The sequence below is a fragment of the Parvibaculum sp. genome (genome assembly GCF_030694575.1).
Lineage (GTDB): Bacteria > Pseudomonadota > Alphaproteobacteria > Parvibaculales > Parvibaculaceae > Parvibaculum.
In genome coordinates this window covers 20,464-38,230 of the sequence record NZ_JAUYUS010000059.1, presented here as the reverse complement: position 1 = coordinate 38,230, position 17,767 = coordinate 20,464, and the positions used below count along the sequence as shown (strand labels likewise).

At 62.6% G+C, this 17,767-nt stretch carries 19 protein-coding genes and 1 other RNA gene; 2 read left to right on the top strand and 18 right to left on the bottom strand.

The annotated features are described in order from the left end of the window. Nucleotides 1-185: 185 nt before the first annotated feature. The 18 genes from tilS to Q8S60_RS09165 form a co-directional block, all read right to left on the bottom strand. Nucleotides 186-1,535: a tRNA lysidine(34) synthetase TilS gene (gene tilS / locus Q8S60_RS09250; RefSeq protein ID WP_305326089.1), complete on the bottom strand. Its 1,350-nt coding sequence runs from the start codon at nt 1,533-1,535 to the stop codon at nt 186-188. 33 nt (nt 1,536-1,568) lie between these two features. Continuing rightward, nucleotides 1,569-2,465, bottom strand: a complete 897-nt coding sequence (gene ybgF, locus Q8S60_RS09245) for a tol-pal system protein YbgF (protein ID WP_305326090.1) — start codon at nt 2,463-2,465, stop codon at nt 1,569-1,571. 150 nt (nt 2,466-2,615) lie between these two features. Further along, nucleotides 2,616-3,116 carry a peptidoglycan-associated lipoprotein Pal gene (gene pal / locus Q8S60_RS09240; RefSeq protein WP_305326091.1) on the bottom strand — a complete coding sequence of 167 codons (501 nt, stop codon included), beginning with the start codon at nt 3,114-3,116 and terminating at the stop codon, nt 2,616-2,618. A 345-nt stretch (nt 3,117-3,461) separates the two neighbouring features. Continuing rightward, on the bottom strand, nt 3,462-4,784 hold the full coding sequence (gene tolB / locus Q8S60_RS09235) for a Tol-Pal system beta propeller repeat protein TolB (protein WP_305326152.1): 1,323 nt from the start codon (nt 4,782-4,784) through the stop codon (nt 3,462-3,464). Nucleotides 4,785-4,836: 52 nt separating this feature from the next. Continuing rightward, nucleotides 4,837-5,664, bottom strand: a complete 828-nt coding sequence (locus tag Q8S60_RS09230) for a cell envelope integrity protein TolA (RefSeq protein ID WP_305326092.1) — start codon at nt 5,662-5,664, stop codon at nt 4,837-4,839. Between the two features lie 9 nt (nt 5,665-5,673). Continuing rightward, entirely contained in the window at nt 5,674-6,132 is a 459-nt protein-coding gene (gene tolR / locus Q8S60_RS09225; RefSeq protein ID WP_305326093.1) for a protein TolR, read from the bottom strand. Nucleotides 6,133-6,135: 3 nt separating this feature from the next. Next, nucleotides 6,136-6,861: a protein TolQ gene (tolQ, locus tag Q8S60_RS09220; RefSeq protein ID WP_305326094.1), complete on the bottom strand. Its 726-nt coding sequence runs from the start codon at nt 6,859-6,861 to the stop codon at nt 6,136-6,138. A 238-nt stretch (nt 6,862-7,099) separates the two neighbouring features. Then, nucleotides 7,100-7,582, bottom strand: coding sequence for a YbgC/FadM family acyl-CoA thioesterase (locus tag Q8S60_RS09215; protein WP_305326095.1), 483 nt, complete (start codon nt 7,580-7,582; stop codon nt 7,100-7,102). Next, entirely contained in the window at nt 7,579-8,637 is a 1,059-nt protein-coding gene (gene ruvB / locus Q8S60_RS09210; RefSeq protein ID WP_305326096.1) for a Holliday junction branch migration DNA helicase RuvB, read from the bottom strand. Before ruvB ends, Q8S60_RS09215 begins: the two co-directional genes overlap by 4 nt. Beyond that, nucleotides 8,634-9,251, bottom strand: a complete 618-nt coding sequence (ruvA, locus tag Q8S60_RS09205; RefSeq protein ID WP_305326097.1) for a Holliday junction branch migration protein RuvA — start codon at nt 9,249-9,251, stop codon at nt 8,634-8,636. The genes ruvB and ruvA overlap by 4 nt, the downstream gene beginning before the upstream one ends. Then, a complete protein-coding gene (ruvC, locus tag Q8S60_RS09200; RefSeq protein WP_305326153.1) occupies nt 9,248-9,775 on the bottom strand; it encodes a crossover junction endodeoxyribonuclease RuvC in 528 nt (175 codons plus the stop codon). The genes ruvA and ruvC overlap by 4 nt, the downstream gene beginning before the upstream one ends. 104 nt (nt 9,776-9,879) lie before the next feature. Further along, complete coding sequence (locus tag Q8S60_RS09195) at nt 9,880-10,626, bottom strand: YebC/PmpR family DNA-binding transcriptional regulator (protein ID WP_305326098.1); 747 nt, start codon at nt 10,624-10,626, stop codon at nt 9,880-9,882. A 361-nt stretch (nt 10,627-10,987) separates the two neighbouring features. Then, nucleotides 10,988-12,013, bottom strand: a complete 1,026-nt coding sequence (locus tag Q8S60_RS09190) for a glycosyltransferase (protein ID WP_305668488.1) — start codon at nt 12,011-12,013, stop codon at nt 10,988-10,990. 5 nt (nt 12,014-12,018) lie between these two features. Further along, on the bottom strand, nt 12,019-12,831 hold the full coding sequence (locus Q8S60_RS09185) for a TIGR00282 family metallophosphoesterase (protein ID WP_305326100.1): 813 nt from the start codon (nt 12,829-12,831) through the stop codon (nt 12,019-12,021). Beyond that, complete coding sequence (locus Q8S60_RS09180; RefSeq protein ID WP_305326101.1) at nt 12,828-13,427, bottom strand: 5-formyltetrahydrofolate cyclo-ligase; 600 nt, start codon at nt 13,425-13,427, stop codon at nt 12,828-12,830. Before Q8S60_RS09180 ends, Q8S60_RS09185 begins: the two co-directional genes overlap by 4 nt. Nucleotides 13,428-13,457: 30 nt before the next feature. Continuing rightward, nucleotides 13,458-13,614: non-coding RNA, 6S RNA (gene ssrS, locus Q8S60_RS09175), on the bottom strand. A gap of 69 nt (nt 13,615-13,683) precedes the next feature. Then, nucleotides 13,684-14,043, bottom strand: coding sequence for a cell division protein ZapA (locus Q8S60_RS09170; RefSeq protein ID WP_305326102.1), 360 nt, complete (start codon nt 14,041-14,043; stop codon nt 13,684-13,686). A gap of 28 nt (nt 14,044-14,071) precedes the next feature. Continuing rightward, nucleotides 14,072-14,338 carry a DUF4164 family protein gene (locus tag Q8S60_RS09165; RefSeq protein ID WP_305326103.1) on the bottom strand — a complete coding sequence of 89 codons (267 nt, stop codon included), beginning with the start codon at nt 14,336-14,338 and terminating at the stop codon, nt 14,072-14,074. Nucleotides 14,339-14,760: 422 nt separating this feature from the next. Here Q8S60_RS09165 and tkt point away from each other — a divergent pair, with 422 nt between their 5' ends. Then, complete coding sequence (gene tkt / locus Q8S60_RS09160) at nt 14,761-16,728, top strand: transketolase (RefSeq protein WP_305326154.1); 1,968 nt, start codon at nt 14,761-14,763, stop codon at nt 16,726-16,728. 22 nt (nt 16,729-16,750) lie between these two features. Beyond that, nucleotides 16,751-17,758 carry a type I glyceraldehyde-3-phosphate dehydrogenase gene (gene gap, locus Q8S60_RS09155; RefSeq protein ID WP_305326104.1) on the top strand — a complete coding sequence of 336 codons (1,008 nt, stop codon included), beginning with the start codon at nt 16,751-16,753 and terminating at the stop codon, nt 17,756-17,758. Nucleotides 17,759-17,767 lie beyond the last annotated feature (9 nt).

Below are 17,767 nucleotides of genomic sequence, written 5' to 3'. Positions count from 1 at the left end.
CCAGCACCCACACAGCAAAATTCTTGAAATTGGACAAGGTTCTTACCTTTTCTCACCTGAGGACAGGTATCGCTTTGCAGGGTGCGTGCCAGCTTGCCCCCGCTTCTCGACCGTTTCTAATCTAGAAGAACATAGTGAGCAGAGAAAGGTTTACCAAGTGCCCATGGCCTGTCTTGCGGCGGCATTCAGGCCCGATCCGGCTTATCTTGGGGGTTGATGAACGGTACGCGGCGAAAAGACGCTTGCACCACGACGATCGGGTCGAGCGTCCCCAAATGAGGCGCACCCGCCAACCTGCCCTCCCGCCAAAGGCCAGGCAGGGCCAAAAGAGCAGTCCGTTGCCCTTCCGGAAGCACAATGCCAGCCTCCTTCAATGCCGCCAGCCCGGCAGGGCCAAGGGCACCTACCTCATATTGCATGCCCCGGCGCGCCTTCAGAAGCTGGACATTGAAACGGCCATCCCATACCCCCCCGCCGCCTGCTTTCAGGACAAGCGGCGGCGCCTTCTGTGCGCCGGCGAATTCCCGCGTCACCACGAGACAACCGCGCAAGGTCGCGAATTTCACGCCGTGGAGCGTCCGCCCCCGCTCGAGCGCGCCGGCCGCGATAGCGGCATGGACACTCTCCAGCGCCTCCATGCGCGGTCCATACGCACCGCCGCCGACGATACGCGCCAGGGCCGCGAGAACGCGCAGGCCGATTTCGGCAGGCGCGCCGGCAAGCGCTGCCATGTCCATCTCCACATGCCCGAAAGGCGAGAGCTTGGCATACGCCTGAAGCAGGGCCGAAGTCTGCTCCTCAAGTGCCGCGCGGGCGCGCGCCATATGCGCCGCCGTGCGGGCGAGGCGAGCCGCATCGAGGCCGAGGGGTGCCAGAAGCCCGAGCATCTTGCGAGCTTTCACCCGGTCGAAGCGCTCGTTTTCATTGCTCGGATCTTCGATCGGGACCAGGCCTGCCTGCGCGACAGTCGCGAGAAGCCGCGAACGGGGCAGATCGAGAAGCGGGCGGAGAAGCCGGACCTGCGACTCATCTTCGGCGAGCGGGCGCGACGGCGGCATGGCCGCAAGACCATCGACACCGCTGCCTCGCGCAAGCCGCAACAGAAAAGTTTCCGCTTGATCTTCCAGATGATGCGCCACGAGAAGATCGCCCGCCTCGGATGCACGGCACGCAGCGAGGAGAAGCGCATAACGCGCCTCCCGCGCCGCTGCCTGAACGCCGCTGGCGGGTTTATCTCCCTGCCACCGGAGAATGCGATGGGCGATACCAAGCGTGCGCGAAAGACGCGCGGCGACACGCGCTTCTTTAGCCGAAGCGGCACGAAGCCCGTGGTCGACGGTGAGGGCAACAAGCCTCGTGCCCTTACGCTTCTTCGCCCACTGCGCGGCGAGAACGAGCAAAGCAAGCGAGTCCGGGCCGCCGGAGAAGGCGATGGCGATCGTCCTGGAAGGTTTGAAGGACGCGAGACGGGTAGCGAATTCGGCCGCGGAGACGGGACGAGACGCCGAGCGCGCGGTTTCATCCTGCGCGGTCATGTCCCCTTCCCTTCTATAGCGGCGTCACGCGGGTCAGCAGCCCGCCTTTTGGCGCTCAAGCTTCGCGCGGGCGACGATAGATGGCGACGCCTGCGGAAAACGCGAGCCGAGTTCACCCCAGACCGTGCACGCCGCATCGCTGTTGCCGAGAGCGGCGAGGCTCATGCCGAGCTTGAGAAGGCTGTCCGGTGCCTTGCTGCTCGACGCATAAGTCGTATAGCCGGTGAGAAAGGCATCGCCCGCCTGTTTGTAGTTGTTCTCGGCGTAATAGGTCTCGCCCAGCCAATATTGGGCATTACCAGCCAATTCATGCTTCGGGTGAAGCTGCAGGAATTCGAGGAAGGCATTGCGCGCCTGCGGATATTGACCGCGCTTCATCAGATCGATCGCGAAATCATACTGCGTCTGCGGCGTACCGCTGGGCAGAACCGACTGCGCCGGCGTCGCTCCGCCCCCGGCCGATGCTTGATCGGCAGGCGCGGTACCGAGAGTGCCTCCGGCCGGCGCGGGCGCGACGCTATCCCCACCGGCCGGCGCGGAAGCAGCGCCGCCCTGCAGGTCCTGGAACCGCAATTCCACGTCCGCCTTGAATGTCTGGAGTTCCCGGGCCGCTTGTTCGGCGCGGTGGTTCGCCTCTTCGAGACGGCCCGTCAGGGCGCGCACCTGGTCCTCCAGCTCCACGAGCCGCGACTGCAGGTCGGCGGAATTGGCGCCGCTGCCAAGGGCGGTCGGCGCGCCGGAACCGCCGCCACCGCTATAGGTCTGGCGCTGGATGTCCGAAATTTCCCGCTCGATGCGATCAAGCCGGTTGCCGATCGACCGCAGGTCGGTATCACCCGACTGAGCGATAGCCGAGCCCGCGACCAGAAGCGGCAGGCCGAGCGCAGCAACGACAAGGGCGAATTTGGGTTGGCGACGATCGTGCCGCAATCGAACCTCCCGTTCGAATTTCAAATCGAGACGCTATCTTAAGTGCAAGTGCGACCAAATTGGGGCCGCCTTTTGGCACAAAAAACGCCCTTCCGCGAACGGCGGAAGGGCGCTTTCGTCGTCAAACGAACCGAGTTCGTCAGAACCGCTTTAGCTCGCGGCGCCGGAAGCAACCACCGTCACAGCGCGACGGTTCTGGGCCCAGCAATTCTCGTTGGAGTCGAGGCAGACGGGACGCTCTTTGCCGTAGGACACGGTGTTGAGACGGCCGCCGTTGACGCCGAGGCTCACGAGGTAATCCTTCGCGGAGTTGGCACGACGGCCACCCAGCGCAAGGTTGTACTCGCGGGTACCGCGCTCGTCGGCATGACCTTCAAGCGTGAAGGTCAGGTTCGGGTAAAGCTGCATCCACGCAGCCTGACGCTGCAGGGTCGCACGGGCCTCGTCGCTCAGCGACGACTTGTCCGTGTCGAAGAACACGCGGTCGCCGACATTGGCAACCAGGTCTTCCTGCGAGCCCGGCGCGATCTGGCCAGAGGAAGACGAAGACGGATTGGCGTTGGCAGAATCGTCGGTCGAGCTGCACGCGGCCAACATCAGAAAAGCAGCAGCCACAGCGGCAAACCGCAGGCCAGCATTCGGGGACTTCATTCGGGTGATCTCCTTTTGATCTCAGCGGCCATGGCGCCTCAGCGCTCAATTGATTTGACACTCTCGCACGTGCGGCCTCCGCAGTAAAACCGGGCACTTCCCGATTACCCCGAAGGCGTCGCCGTGCATAAAACTTTCCCGAACCCGGATCGTTCCGGTCTCGGAACACGTCGCCCGCAATTGGCCGACGCTGGAGGTTGCTGTACCGCAACACGATATTAGTCACACCCCCGAGTAATAGACAACTAGCAACGCTATCGTTGCCCTTTTCAGGCAAGCTTCCGTGACATTTTTACATCAACCGACGAAGCGGCAGGCAATCGGGAAACCCGAATATTTTCCCCGTTACTGGATCCGGGGAGACCAAGCCGGATCGGATGCGAAAGTCGGCGCAGGCACCGGTCGCTCGTTATAGCCGGTGACGTCGACCGACCAGAGCCCCGGACCGCCCTGCGCACCCCGCGTTTCGCGGAAGAACATCAGGACCCGGCCGTTCGGGGCCCAAGTGGGGCCTTCATTGTGATAGCCCTCGGTCAGGATGCGTTCGCCCGTCCCGTCCGGCCGCATGACACCGATAACGAAGCGGCCGCCGGTTATCTTGGTAAAGGCAATGAGGTCGCCGCGCGGCGACCAGACCGGCGTTGCATAACTGCCCTGGCCGAAGCTGATGCGGCGCTGATTCGAGCCCCCGGCGTCCATGACGTAGATCTGCTGCGAGCCGCCGCGGTCGGATTCGAACGTCACCTGCCGCCCGTCCGGCGAATAGCTCGGCGCGGTGTCGATCGCCGCCGTGTTGGTGAGACGCACCACCTGCCGGCTGCGCAGGTCCATTGTGTAGATGTCGGAATTCCCGCCGCGTTGCAGGCTCATGATGATCCGCTGCCCGTCCGGGGAAAAGCGCGGGGCGAAGGTCATGCCGGGAAATTCGCCGACCACTTCCTGCTGCCCCGTTTCGATGTCCAGCACGTAGACGCGGGGCTGGTTGTTCCGGTAGGCAAGATAGGTGATTTCCTGCGAGTTCGGGCTGAAGCGCGGCGTCAGCACGAGTTCGTTGCCGCGTGTCAGCATGCGCGGGTTATGCCCGTCCTGATCCATGATCGTGAGGCGCTTCACGCGCGCATTCTTCGGGCCCGTCTCGGAGACATAGACGATGCGTGTATCGAAATAACCGTCTTCACCGGTAAGGCGCTTGTAGATCGCATCCGAAATGAGATGCGCTACGCGGCGCCAGTTGTCAGGCGTGGTGAAAAACTGAAGACCCGTCAGCTGCTGCTCGCCGAGCACGTCCCACAGCCTGAACTCCACCCGGAGACGGCCATCCGCCTCCATCCGCGTCTGCCCGGTCACGAGCGCCTGGGAATTGATCACGCGCCAGTCGCCGAAACGCGGCTGCACGTTGATGTCCGATATCTTCTCGATGAAGGACGCCTTGGGCAGCGGACGGAAGAGCCCCGAACGCTCGAGATTGTTGCTGATGACCGAAGATATGTCGGCACCGACCTTCCCCTCTTGCCCTTCCGCGCCGAGAAAGTCGGTAATCGCGATCGGAAGCGGATCGACATTGCCCTGGGTAATGTCGATCTGCAGCGCCGCCCGCGCAGGCACCGCGAAGGCCGCCGCCATTACGAGAGGCAGAAGAAATTTTGCGATGAGGCTGCGAACCGCCATTCCGCTTCGAACTATACGAATGTCAATCATTGCTTCTTCTCCCGGAGTGAGCCTAACCGCCCATCATTTCCCTTGGATCGAACTTCAATTCAATTTCGCGCCAACTCGTATACTTGTCCGCGGGCATCTTGAAAGGCTGGCAAAGCCGGATCGCGCGCAACGCGGAATCCGCCGCAGCCCTGTAATAGCTTCCGCCCGTCACCAGCTTCGTCTTGTCCATCAACTCCGGCGGAGACGCGAGCGACCCGTCCTGAGCAAGATAAACGCGGATCATGACAACAATAGGTTCCGGCGCGCCGGCAGGAACGCTCCAACAGCGCTGCATCTGCACCTTGAAGGCATCGATCTCGCTCATCGTCAGCTTCGCCGCCGGGTCATCCGTAACAGGAGTATCGAATTCCTGTTCGGATTGTTGCTGGGGCTGCGGTTTCGACGAGCTATCGGGTGTCTTGTCGAGCAAAGCGGCAATCTGATTCGGATCGAAAGTCTTCTTCGGCTCCGGCTGCTTCTGGGGCGGCTTCGGCTTTTCGACCTTCTTTTCCACCGGCTTCGGCGGCTCTTTCTTCTCGACCGCCTTGTCCGGAATAGGTTCGACCTTTTCCTCAGGCGGTGGAGGCGGCGTGGGCGCCGGCTGCGGTTTCGGCTCCGGCTTCGGCTTTTCCTTTTCCACCGGCTTCGGCGGTTCCGGTTCCTCGACCGGTTTCGGCTTTTCCACCTTCTTCAGTCGTTTCAGGTTCGTCACTTCGTCGATCGTCACGAGCTCGACCGGCAGCGCACGCGTCTGCACCGAGGGCAGTTCCTCAGGCGAGGGGAACGCCACAAGCGCAAGCGCCACGATCACAACATGTGCCGCGGCCGAGAGAAGTACCGAATTACGCATTCTCGCCGCTTAGTTGGCGCCCGGCTTCTTTGCCGGTGCGGTGTCCGTCTCCGTCACGAGACCGACTTTCGAAAAACCCGATGAGCTGATGCGACCCATCACGTCCATGACCTGCCCATAACTGATCGAGCTGTCCGCGCGCACAAAGATGCGCTGCTCGTAACCATTCTCGGCGATGGCCAAAAGCTGCTGCACGAGGGCATCGGCTTCCACCAGCGTTTCCTGGACAAAAATTTCGCCCTTGCCGTTGATCGTGATCGTGAGCGGTTCGTTGTCGCCCGAGATGGGCGCCGCTTGCGTTTTCGGCAGATCGACCGGCACGCCCACCGTGAGCAGAGGCGCCGCCACCATGAAAACGATAAGCAGCACGAGCATCACGTCGACGACGGGCGTCACGTTGATTTCGGCCATGGGTTGACGCGTATAGCGCCCCCGGCCCGTTCCCTTTCCTCCGACGGACATCGCCATGGATCAGCTCCGCTCGTCGAGCTGCCGCGAGAGGATTGCGGAAAACTCATCCGCGAAACTCTCCATCCGCTGGCCGATGCGGGAGGTCTGGTTGGAGAAACGGTTGTAGGCGACGACAGCGGGTATAGCGGCAACGAGGCCGAGCGCCGTCGCAAACAGCGCTTCCGCGATGCCAGGCGCCACCACAGCGAGATTGGTGTCGCGGCTGATCGCAATCGACTGGAACGAATTCATGATGCCCCATACCGTTCCGAACAGGCCGATGAACGGAGCGACCGATCCGACGGTCGCGAGAAAGAGGAGCCTGCTTTCGAGATTCATCATCTCTCGGCTGATGGTGACCTGCATCACCTTGTCGACCCGTTCCTTGAGGCCCACGAAGGAACTCGCGACCACGTCCTGCGAGCGGCGCCATTCCCGCATCGCCGCGATGAAGAGGGCCGAGAGCGGATGTTGCGGGCGATGGCCCATTTCCTGGTAGAGGTCATCAAGCGAGCGGCCGGACCAGAAGATACGCTCGAACTGGTCGGCCCGGCGTTCGACACGCGCGAAGCGCCACCACTTGTCGAAAATGATGGCCCATGACCAGACGGAGGCGAAGAGCAGCCCCATCATCACGAGCTTGACAACGATGTCGGCGCGCAGGAACAAGCCCCAGATGGAGAAATCCAGCGGGACGGCATCGACCGTGGTTTCGGTAATCACCTGGGCGGTGGTGACGGGATCCATTTAGTTGCCTCTCCGTGCTCTCGAACTCAATGCAGGGAGCGGCACATGACAGGCGCGGCTTCCGCAGCCGGGGTCCTACCCGTTGCGCCCCACTGTTGCATGTGTGCCCCCAAATTGAGGCCGAAGTTAGTCTGCGAATTATGTCATTACCGTGGCGCTGCTTGGGATTCGTGACGCCAGCTCAAGAGGTTAGCGAGACGGTGTTGCCGGCCGGGCACAGCAGCATGCTGACGATCCGTTAGCCATCCGGCCGCCGATCGGGTTGCACCACGAGGGGTGCCAGGGCATCGCGAACCGACACCGGTAAGCGGCGCGGCCGGCCAGCCCCGTCCAGAACGGCCGCAAGGACGCGGGCACGCCAAATCGGTTCCGGGACATCCTCGCCGGCCAGCCGCATGATCTCCTGTTCGGCTTCGATGCGCGCACCACTCGCCCGGACATAGCGCGTATGAACCTCAAGGCGGTCGTCGATGCGGGCAGGCTTCAGGAAATCGATCTCCATCCGGTGAATGGCGAATGCAACCGGATCCTCGCCCTCGAACAGGTCGGTGTGATGAACACCGGCGAGACGAAGGAAATCCGACCTTCCCCGTTCAGCAAACCGGAGATAATTGGCGTGGTAAACGATGCCCGAAAAGTCTGTATCCTCGTAATAGACGCGGATCGGCAGTTTGTGCACCTGCCCTTCGATCCGGCCTGCAAGATCGGGCCAATCGCTCATTCCGCGTCGTTCTCCTCGCCATCTTCGAAAAGACGGGTCTGGCCGGTATCGCCCGCTCGACCGGTCGGCATTGCCACGCCGATATGGGCAAAGGCCGCCGGCGTGAGCATGCGCCCGCGCGGCGTGCGGTTCACCAGCCCCTGCTGGATCAGATAGGGCTCGATAATCTCCTCGATCGCATCTCGTGGCTCAGAGAGCGATGCGGCAATCGTCTCGACGCCCACGGGCCCGCCTGCAAAGCTGACCGCAATACAGCGCAGGTAACGGTGATCGAGGGCATCGAGACCGAGTTCATCGACTTCCAGCCTCTGGAGCGCCTTGTCTGCGGCCTTTGCATCGATAGACCGCACGCCCTCCACAGACGCGAAATCTCGCACGCGGCGGAGAAGCCGTCCGGCCACGCGCGGCGTACCGCGCGCGCGGCGAGCAATTTCATGTGCACCATCCGACGTCATGGAAACACCGAGCACCCGCGCACCGCGGCTGACAATGCTTTCCAGCTCGGCCACTTCGTAAAAATGGAGCCGTACGGGAATGCCGAAACGATCCCGCAAGGGCGTCGTCAGGAGGCCGGTTCGCGTCGTCGCGCCGATCAGCGTGAAAGGCGCAAGCTCAATGCGGACGGAGCGTGCACCGGGACCTTCGCCGATAATGAGATCGAGTTGGAAGTCTTCCATCGCCGGATAGAGAATTTCCTCGACGGCGGGCGCGAGCCGGTGAATCTCGTCGATAAACAGCACGTCTCGTGGCTCAAGATTGGTCAACAGCGCGGCAAGGTCTCCCGCCCGGGAAATCACCGGGCCGGAGGTCGCACGGAAATTTACACCGAGCTCCCGCGCGACGATCTGCGCCAACGTCGTCTTGCCGAGCCCGGGTGGACCGGCAAAGAGCACATGATCGAGCGCCTCACCTCTCGTCCGCGCAGCCTCAATGAAAACAGCGAGATTTTCCCGCGCCCGCGCCTGTCCTACGAAATCGGAAAGAACTTGCGGCCGGAGCGACCGCTCCAGATCGTCTTCCTCGCGCTTCGCCGCGCCGACGAGACGGTCCGTCATCGGGCAAGCTCCTTCAGTCCGTGCCGGATCAACTGCTCAGCGCTCGCCGCTTCATCGAGTCGCTTCGCCGCCGACGCCACAGCACCCATGGCCTGCGCCTGCGGATAACCGAGGTTGACGAGAGCGGAGACCGCGTCGCGCACCGGCTCGGGTGCTGGCGAAGCGGAAGCATCGCCCGCCGGGCCGTCGAGTGCGGAAACGAGCCCCGCCCCTTCTGGCACCTTGTCTTTGAGTTCCGTGACGATGCGCGCAGCAACCTTTGGCCCAACACCGGGCGCGGCGGAAACGGCCTTCTTGTCGTCGAGTGCAATGGCGCGGGCGAGGTCGGCCGGCGTCAGTGTGCCAAGCACCCCAAGCGCCACGCGAGTACCGACACCTTGAACCGCGAGCAGGAGGCGAAACCATTCGCGCTCGCCATCGCTCGTGAATCCGATGAGCCGGATCGCCTCGTCGCTCACCTTGGTTTCGATGGAAAGCGTCACGGCGCCGCCCGGAGCCGGAAGGTTCCGCAATGTGCGGCTCGAACAGGTGACGTGATATCCGACGCCACCGACATCGACGACGACCCAGTCTTCTCCCGTCGAATCGACGACGCCTTTCAGCTTTCCGATCATCGCGCAGCTCCGGCGCGAAGCAGCGCCGCCGCGATGCGTTCGTTGGCCGCACCGGAATGGGCGTGACAGATTGCCAGCGCGAGCGCATCGGCCGCATGTTCGCTCCCGGGCTTGGCACCCGGCAGCAGCATCTCGACCATGAGACGAATTTGCCCCTTGTCGGCATGACCGGCGCCGACCACCGATTTCTTCACATGATTGGGGGCATACTCCGCAACCGCGAGACCGGCACGCGCCGACACAAGAAGCGCAATGGCACGCGCCTGCCCGAGCTTGAGCGCCGCCGCCGCGTCCCGCGCGACGAAAGCCTGTTCGACCGCTGCAGCGTCCGGCGCATGATCTTCGATGACCCGCATCAGCCCCGCTTCGATCTGAACCAGGCGTTCGGCAAGGCTCAGCCGCGCATTCGAGGTAATCGTGCCGTTGGCGATGTGTCTGAGCGTCGAGCCCGAAATCCCGATCACCCCCCATCCAGTCGCGACGAGGCCGGGGTCGATGCCGAGATATATGAGCGATACCGGCATGAGCGGGATGGTCCTCCAGACCGGCACCTGCCCCTGCGCAAGAGGGACCGGCCCGTCGGGTTCAGTCATGTCCGGCTGAAGGAGCGTAATGTCCGGACGGTGCCTCAGGCGGACATCTTCTCCATGAGCGAATCGGACATCTCGAAGTTCGCATAAACCTGCTGCACATCGTCGTTGTCGTCCAGCGCTTCGAGCATCTTGAGGACGGTCTCTGCCTTTTCATCGTCGAGTGCGATGGTGTTCTGCGGTTTCCAGACGATGCGGGCGGCGCGCGGTTCGCCGAATTTCGTCTCAAGCGCCTGCGCCACTTCATGCAACGCATCCGGAGCGCAGTAGAGCTCATGACCAGCGTCGCCCGACTGGCAATCGTCGGCACCGGCGTCGATTGCCGCTTCGAGCATCCCGTCGGCGCTGGCCGCCTCCGCCGGATATTCGATCAGGCCGAGCCGGTCGAACATGAAGGATACGGCACCCGTCTCGCCAAGATTGCCGCCGTTTTTCGTGAAGATGGAGCGCACTTCGCCGGCGGTCCGGTTGCGGTTGTCGGTCAGGGTTTCGACGATGACGCCGATGCCGCCGGGCCCAAATCCCTCATAGCGCACTTCCTCGTAGTTCTCGCCGCCCTGATCGGTGCTTTTCTTGATCGCACGCTCGATATTGTCTTTGGGCATGTTCTCGACGCGCGCGGCCTGGATCGCGGCCCGCAACCTCGGATTGTACTCGGGGTCGGGGAGGCCCATTTTGGCCGCGACGGTGATTTCCTTGGCCAGCTTGGCGAACAGCTTGGAGCGCTTCTTATCCTGAGCGCCTTTGCGGTACATGATGTTCTTGAATTGTGAGTGGCCGGCCATTCCGCCTCCAAACGCCCTGTCGGATAACGTGCTGAAATTCGGCGCCTTTATAGAAGCCGCCCCCGCCAAAATCCAGAGCCACGGCCCACACAACCGGACACACGCATAACGTGTTTTATAATTTCATATACTCGTTTAACGTGTGTTTAATGATTCGTACGCAAACTGCGCCTGTCGCCGGAACAACGGAGGTCGCCCAACCTCCCCCACAACACCGGAGACGTTTGCAGTAGTCCGGCCCGCGGCCCTGCCCAGTCCGCGACCGGCCCGCCGACGCTACTCATGCGGAGGCAAAGCCGCCCCGTCCCCGCCGCCTCCACCCACCTCGGCTGCGCAAGGACGGGGCGATGCTTTTTGGGTTTCAGCCGTGAACTTCGGTCGGCCAGGCGTAATCTTCCGAGAGCGGCCGCCCCATGACGACCTCCTCGACATAACGGGCGACAAGACGCTCGCTGAAAAACGCGTGATAACGCTCATAGCCGTTTCGCGCGACGCGCTGGCGTTCGCCGTCGTTCTTGAGGAAATACCGAAGCCTTTCCGCGAGATCATCGAGATCGCGGAAGAAAACGAATTCCTCGTCTGAAAAAATCTCGTCATAGCCGGTCGAACGCGCGACGAAGACGAGGAGCCCATTGCCCGCATATTGCGCGAAGCGGTCCGACGAATAGAGATAGTGATCGTCCGCCCGGCTGAGATTGAGCCCCATCCGCGCGGAGGCGATTGCATCCATATAGTCGTGACCCTGCAGATAAGGCCGGCCCTCAAGTCCATGGAATGAGTAACGCGCCTCCGGCACGCGGGCCTCGATGTCGCGCATCATCCGTCCCCGCCAGGGCGTCGTGAGCTCAGTGCCGATGGTGCAGAGAAAATCGAACGGCTGATCGTCCCGCTCAAAACATTTCAGTGTTTCGATGGACGGATCGGCCGGATTCGGAATGAACGCCATGCCGTGAGTGGGCGTGGCGAATTCCTTCAGCCGCTCACCGGCTGTGGTGATGAAGGTGACGTCCGCCACTTCGGCAAAACGCCGGATGCGCGGCGGATTCTCGGGAAGAAAAATCGGATCGAGATTGACGACCGCGACACGCAGACCCGGTAGCATCCCCCGTATTTCACGCACCGTATCGTTCGACACCTTGTCCGCGTGGAAAAGTATAAGGAGTTCGGGCTGAAAATTGTCGCAGAGTTCGACAAGGCGCTTGTTGGCATGACGGTCTCCGCCACGTCCGATGCCCCAGCGATGCACCTCGCGCGACACATCGCGATCGCTGAAAGTCATTACGTGATGGCCGTTGCGCACGAGACCGTTACCGAGCTTGCGGACGGTCGCGTAATAATTCGTCCCCGCGCGCTTCTCGTTATAATTTCCGGCAAGCACAATCCGCATGACTGTCAGACCTCCGGCAGGACCTGCTTGAGCCGTCCGCCGATACGCACCGGCTCAATACGTACCGCGAGCCCCTTTGCATCGGTTTCGACGAAGACGCCGCAGAGCGTTGCGGGGCCAAGCGCGGGCTGAAACCGCCCGCTCGGAATGCGGGTAATGAAACGATTGAGCGGCTCGTCTTTCTCCATTCCGATCACGGAATTGTAGTCGCCGCACATGCCTGCATCCGTTTGGTAGGCGGTGCCGCCCGGAAGCACTTGCGCATCCGCGGTCGGGACGTGGCTATGGGTACCGACGACAAGCGAGACGCGCCCGTCGCAAAAATGCCCCATCGCCATTTTCTCCGAAGTCGCCTCGGCATGCATGTCGATGATGATTGCATCCGCGCCTTCGCCGAGAGGACAGGCAGCGATCTGCCTTTCTACGGCATCGAAAGGACAATCGAGTGCCTCCATGAACACGCGGCCAAGCGCGTTGACCACCAGCACACGCGCTCCGGACGCCGCTTCCACCAAGGTCGCGCCGCGCCCGGGCGTCCCCGCCGGATAATTCACCGGACGGATGAGGCGCGGCTCCCGCTCGATATGGACGAGCGCCTCGCGCTGATCCCATGAATGATTGCCGAGCGTGATGACATCGGCACCCGCATCGAAAATATCGTCGCAGATCGCCGCCGTAATGCCGAAACCACCGGCGGCGTTTTCGCCGTTGATGACGACGAAATCGAGACCGAGCTCGCGCCGCAATACCGGCAGCTCCGCGACGAGCGCGTCGCGTCCGCTTCGCCCGACGATATCGCCCATGAACAGCAGCTTCATGTCCAGCCTCCGGCCGGTGCCGCGTTGAACGAGCGCGCACCCTTTTCCGTCACGACCCAGTCGAGCCGTTCATCGAATTCCTCTTCGGGGAGGTCTTGAGCTTCCTGCGCGGAAAAGGCAACCCCAACGGCGATGACACCCTTGCCGTCCGCACGAAGCGCCGCCAGCGTCCTGTCGTAGTAACCGCCACCATAACCGAGGCGGCGGCCAGCATTGTCGAAAGCAAGAAGCGGCACGAGCACGATGTCGGGGCGGCACAGAGGCGCATCCGGCTGCGGCTCCCGCGTGCCGTGAGCACCGGGCAACAGCGCATTGCCTGGCCGCCAGCGGTGGAAAACGAGCGGTGCATTCCGTGACGCGACGCGCGGAAGGGCACACACATGCCCGTTGGCCGAAAGGCGCCGTATCAGTTCGGCGGGGTCCGGCTCGCTTGAGATGGCGATATAGCCTGCAATGCAACTCCCTCCCGGAAGCAGGAAAGCCCCGAGAAAATGCTTCGCTATAAGGGCAGGCGCCGCCGTGCCCAACCTTGCCTGCGCCACGTTCCGCCGCTCCAGCGCCGCCCGCCGCGCGAGTTGCTTTGCTTCCGCATTCATGCGGCACAACCGGAAAGGGGAGGAAGAACAAGTGGGTCCGCCACGGCCGTCGGAACTTCGTTCCCCGGAGACCTACTAACGTAGGTGGGCGCCGTATGAAGAAGACCACAGTCTCCCTCAGGGACAGCTCCCTTGAGGACCGTAAGGCCCCGAGAGTATGTGTTCCTAACGCGCCGGGCAGAACCCGTAGCTATTCTATGTGGTCCAATGCCCATGCAGGTCAAGGCCGCCCCGTCAGAAGACCGATTGGCGGGTATCACGCGGCCTCTATGCGTTTGGCCAGATCTTCGATGCGCCTCGCCGCGGTATCGAGTACCTCGGCAAGCGAATCCTCGGCTTCCCGCGTCCGCTCCTGTGCCGAAGCCCTGGTGCCCGACATGGTTTCGATCTCCTGCTCCAGAAGCTTCGTTTTCTGAAGCGCATCGGAGAGTTCATCGGCGATGAGGAGCCCCGCCATCAGCAGGAGCCGCGCATCGCCCACCTGTCCGACTTCCTGGGCAAGGCTGGTGACGTGCCTGTTCAAATGGGCTGCAAGTTCCCGCACATGGCCTTCCTCGCCATCGCCGCAGGCAACGGAGTAGGAACGATCGTTAATCGAGACCTTGACCTGTCCCATGACTTTACCCTTTCCAGCCGGGCTTGTTTCAGCCTTCGGCGAGGACTTCGCGAATACCCTCGATGGCGTCTGCAAGCGTCTCCGACGCGCGTTCATTGAGTTCGTTGAGCCGCCGCGCTTCCGACTTCAACTGATCGAGTTCCTGGGCGAGTTCCGCCCGGTCCTCCTTCAGCGTATCGACTTCTTCCTGCAGCCGCTTGGCCGCCTGCGCCCGCAAAACCTGCCGGTTGATCGTCGCTTCCAGCCTGTCCAGCGCGCTCGAAAAGCGGTCCATGGACGAATCGAGTTTGCTCATGCTTTTTCCGGCGCTCTTTTGTCGCGGCCACCCGTCGCCGCCCCGGCGACCGGGCGACCTCTCTGCGCCAAGATAGGCGCGCGCATGAAATAAGGTCAACGCCGCCTGTTGTGGGCCTTTTCGCCAACCGGCGCGGAACTTGCGAAACCGCAATCGGAGATGCGCGAAAACGGCTTCCGGGCAGCTATTCCGGCATTGACTCCCGGGGGTCCCGTGGTCATTGTGGCGCCGCTCTCGGGAGGGCCCGATTTGAGCCACAGAGCGGCTTTCGCCCCGGCGCGGACGACCCGCGATCTCCTGCCCGCTCAGCGCCCGTCTGGGCTATAGAGTGACACATGACGCCAACTGACAAATCCGCCCTCGCCGAGAAGGCAAAAACAGCCGCAACCGCCGACAAGGCGCCCGGTGCATCCCATGACGCCATGGCGAACGCCATCCGCGCCCTAGCTATGGACGCGGTTCAGAAGGCCAATTCCGGGCATCCCGGTATGCCGATGGGCGCGGCCGACATCGCGACCGTTCTTTTCACGAAATTCCTCAAGATCGATCCGCGCCAGCCGAACTGGCCGGACCGTGACCGCTTCGTCCTCTCCGCCGGCCACGGATCCATGCTGCTCTACGCCGTCAACTATCTGCTCGGCTACGAGGACATGACGATCGAGCAGATCAAGAATTTCCGCCAGCTCGGATCCATTACCGCCGGCCATCCGGAATATGGCCACGCTGCGGGTGTGGAAACGACCACCGGCCCTCTCGGCCAGGGCATTTCGACCGCCGTCGGCATGGCGCTGGCCGAGCGCCTGCTCGCCGCCCGCTTCGGCGAGAAAATCGTCGATCACTTTACTTATGTGCTCGCTTCGGATGGCGACCTCATGGAAGGCGTGAGCCACGAGGCCATCGGTCTTGCCGGTCACCTGAAGCTTTCCAGGCTCATCGTCCTTTACGATGACAATGAGATCACCATCGACGGCGCGCTGTCGCTTTCCGAGTCGGGCGATGCTCTCAAGCGCTTCGAAGCGGCAGGCTGGAACGCAACTCGCATCGACGGCCACAATCCGGCGGAAATCGCGGCAGCCATTGAGAAGGCACAAAAATCCGACCGGCCGAGCCTGATCGCCTGCCGAACCGTTATCGGTTACGGCGCGCCGAACAAGCGGGGCAAGTCCTCGTCCCACGGCTCGCCTCTCGGCGACGACGAGATCGTGCTCGCGCGCGAAACGCTGCACTGGAACGCTGAACCCTTCGTCATTCCGAACGAGACGCTGGATGCCTGGCGTATCGCGGGCCTTCGCAATGTGAAGGCGCGCAAGAACTGGGAAGAGCAGCTGGCTGCACTTCCGGCAGAGACGCGGATCGATTTCGAGCGCCGCATCGCGGGCGATCTGCCTGCCGATCTCGGCAAGGCCATCGCCGCCTTCAAGGAAAAGCTCGTCGCTGAAAAGCCGAAATGGGCGACTCGCAAATCCTCCGAGGAAGCGCTCAACATCATCAATTCGGTCCTGCCCGACACGATCGGCGGCTCGGCGGACCTGACTGGCTCCAACAACACGCGTTCGAAGGGTCAGCAGGCGGTAACGGCCGAGGATTTCTCGGGTTCGTTCATTCATTACGGTATCCGCGAACACGGCATGGCGGCAGCCATGAACGGACTGGCGCTCCACAAGGGCTTCATCCCCTATTCAGGCACCTTCCTCGTCTTCACCGACTACTGCCGCCCCGCGATCCGCCTCTCGGCACTGATGGGCCAGCGCGTCATCTATGTGATGACGCATGACAGCATCGGTCTCGGTGAGGACGGCCCCACGCACCAGCCGGTCGAACATCTGGCAAGCCTGCGCGCCATGCCCAACCTGCTCGTTTTCCGCCCGGCGGACGCCGTGGAAACGCTCGAATGCTGGCAACTTGCGCTGGAATCGAAGGATGCGCCGTCGATCCTCGCTCTGTCGCGCCAGAACCTGCCTGCCGTACGCACAGAGAATTCCGAAAAGAATCTCTGCGCCCGTGGCGCCTATGAACTGGTACCTGCTTCCTCGAAGGCGAAAGTCTCTCTGCTGGCGACCGGCTCCGAAGTCGAAATTGCCGTTGCCGCGCAGAAGATGCTGGAGAAGGAAGGCATTCCCGCCCGCGTCGTCTCCATGCCCTGCCTCGATCTTTTCGACCGGCAATCGTCGGATTTCCAAAAGGAGATACTCGGCGAGGACACCGTGAAAATCGCGATCGAAGCGGCAGTCCGCTACGGCTGGGACCGATATATCGGTGCCGACGGCGACTTTATCGGCATGACCGGCTTCGGTGCCTCCGCACCGGCCCCGGAACTCTACAAGCACTTCAACATTACACCCGAGGCAGCCGTGGCTGCGGCAAAGGCGCGCCTCGAGGAAAAGTCCTAACTCACGCTCAGGAGAAAGAAGAATGGCTGTCCGCGTTGCGATTAACGGATTCGGTCGGATCGGGCGCCTGGTGCTCCGCGCTATCGCGGAGTCCGGCCGTAAGGACATCGAAGTCGTCGCCATCAACGACCTCGGCTCTGTAGATGCGAACGCCCTCCTGCTGAAATACGACAGCGTGCACGGCCGTTTCCCCGGCAAGATCAAGACGACGAAGGCGACCATGGATCTTGGCCGCGGCCCCATCAAGGTGCTGGCCGAACGCGATCCCTCGAAGCTCCCCTGGAAGGAACTCGGTGTCGACATCGCGCTCGAATGCACGGGTCTCTTCACCGCCCGGGAAAAGGCAGCCGCACACCTGACAGCGGGCGCCAAAAAAGTACTGATCTCCGCCCCCGGCGAAGAGGCGGACCTGACCGTGGTCTACGGCGTGAACCACCAGTCCCTGAAGAAGAGCCACAAGGTGGTCTCGAACGCATCCTGCACCACGAACTGCCTCGCGCCTGTTGCGCAGGTGCTGCACAAGGCCTGCGGCATCGAGCAGGGCTACATGACGACGATCCACGCCTACACCGGCGACCAGAACACGGTGGACACGCTCCACAAGGACCCGCGCCGCGCCCGCGCCGCCGCCGTCTCCATGATCCCGACCTCGACAGGCGCCGCCAAGGCCGTCGGCCTCGTGCTGCCGGAACTGCAGGGCAAGCTCGACGGCACCTCGATCCGCGTGCCGACCCCGAACGTCTCGGTGATCGACCTCGTCTTCACGTCCAAGAAGAAGACCACGGCAGAAGAAGTGAACGCCGCCATCATCGCCGCAGCGAAGGGCCCGCTGAAAGGCATCCTCGCGACGACGAACGAGCCGAATGTCTCGATCGACTTCAACCACAACCCCGCCTCTTCCACCTTCGATCTGACGCAGACCCAGGTGATCGACGGCAAGCTCGTGCGCGTGCTGAGCTGGTACGACAATGAGTGGGGCTTCTCGAACCGTATGGGCGACACCGCTGTCGCCATGGGCAAGCTTCTCTGACCGGAGCCG

Bases quoted from the DNA above. Each gene is read 5' to 3' on its own strand.
- tilS (WP_305326089.1), bottom strand. From the start codon at position 1,535: ATGACCGCGCAGGATGAAACCGCGCGCTCGGCGTCTCGTCCCGTCTCC.
- pal (WP_305326091.1), bottom strand. From the start codon at position 3,116: ATGAAGTCCCCGAATGCTGGCCTGCGGTTTGCCGCTGTGGCTGCTGCT.
- tolB (WP_305326152.1), bottom strand. From the start codon at position 4,784: ATGGCGGTTCGCAGCCTCATCGCAAAATTTCTTCTGCCTCTCGTAATG.
- Q8S60_RS09230 (WP_305326092.1), bottom strand. From the start codon at position 5,664: ATGCGTAATTCGGTACTTCTCTCGGCCGCGGCACATGTTGTGATCGTG.
- tolR (WP_305326093.1), bottom strand. From the start codon at position 6,132: ATGGCGATGTCCGTCGGAGGAAAGGGAACGGGCCGGGGGCGCTATACG.
- tolQ (WP_305326094.1), bottom strand. From the start codon at position 6,861: ATGGATCCCGTCACCACCGCCCAGGTGATTACCGAAACCACGGTCGAT.
- Q8S60_RS09215 (WP_305326095.1), bottom strand. From the start codon at position 7,582: ATGAGCGATTGGCCCGATCTTGCAGGCCGGATCGAAGGGCAGGTGCAC.
- ruvB (WP_305326096.1), bottom strand. From the start codon at position 8,637: ATGACGGACCGTCTCGTCGGCGCGGCGAAGCGCGAGGAAGACGATCTG.
- ruvA (WP_305326097.1), bottom strand. From the start codon at position 9,251: ATGATCGGAAAGCTGAAAGGCGTCGTCGATTCGACGGGAGAAGACTGG.
- ruvC (WP_305326153.1), bottom strand. From the start codon at position 9,775: ATGCCGGTATCGCTCATATATCTCGGCATCGACCCCGGCCTCGTCGCG.
- Q8S60_RS09195 (WP_305326098.1), bottom strand. From the start codon at position 10,626: ATGGCCGGCCACTCACAATTCAAGAACATCATGTACCGCAAAGGCGCT.
- Q8S60_RS09190 (WP_305668488.1), bottom strand. From the start codon at position 12,013: ATGCGGATTGTGCTTGCCGGAAATTATAACGAGAAGCGCGCGGGGACG.
- Q8S60_RS09185 (WP_305326100.1), bottom strand. From the start codon at position 12,831: ATGAAGCTGCTGTTCATGGGCGATATCGTCGGGCGAAGCGGACGCGAC.
- Q8S60_RS09180 (WP_305326101.1), bottom strand. From the start codon at position 13,427: ATGAATGCGGAAGCAAAGCAACTCGCGCGGCGGGCGGCGCTGGAGCGG.
- Q8S60_RS09170 (WP_305326102.1), bottom strand. From the start codon at position 14,043: ATGGGACAGGTCAAGGTCTCGATTAACGATCGTTCCTACTCCGTTGCC.
- Q8S60_RS09165 (WP_305326103.1), bottom strand. From the start codon at position 14,338: ATGAGCAAACTCGATTCGTCCATGGACCGCTTTTCGAGCGCGCTGGAC.
- tkt (WP_305326154.1), top strand. From the start codon at position 14,761: ATGGCGAACGCCATCCGCGCCCTAGCTATGGACGCGGTTCAGAAGGCC.
- gap (WP_305326104.1), top strand. From the start codon at position 16,751: ATGGCTGTCCGCGTTGCGATTAACGGATTCGGTCGGATCGGGCGCCTG.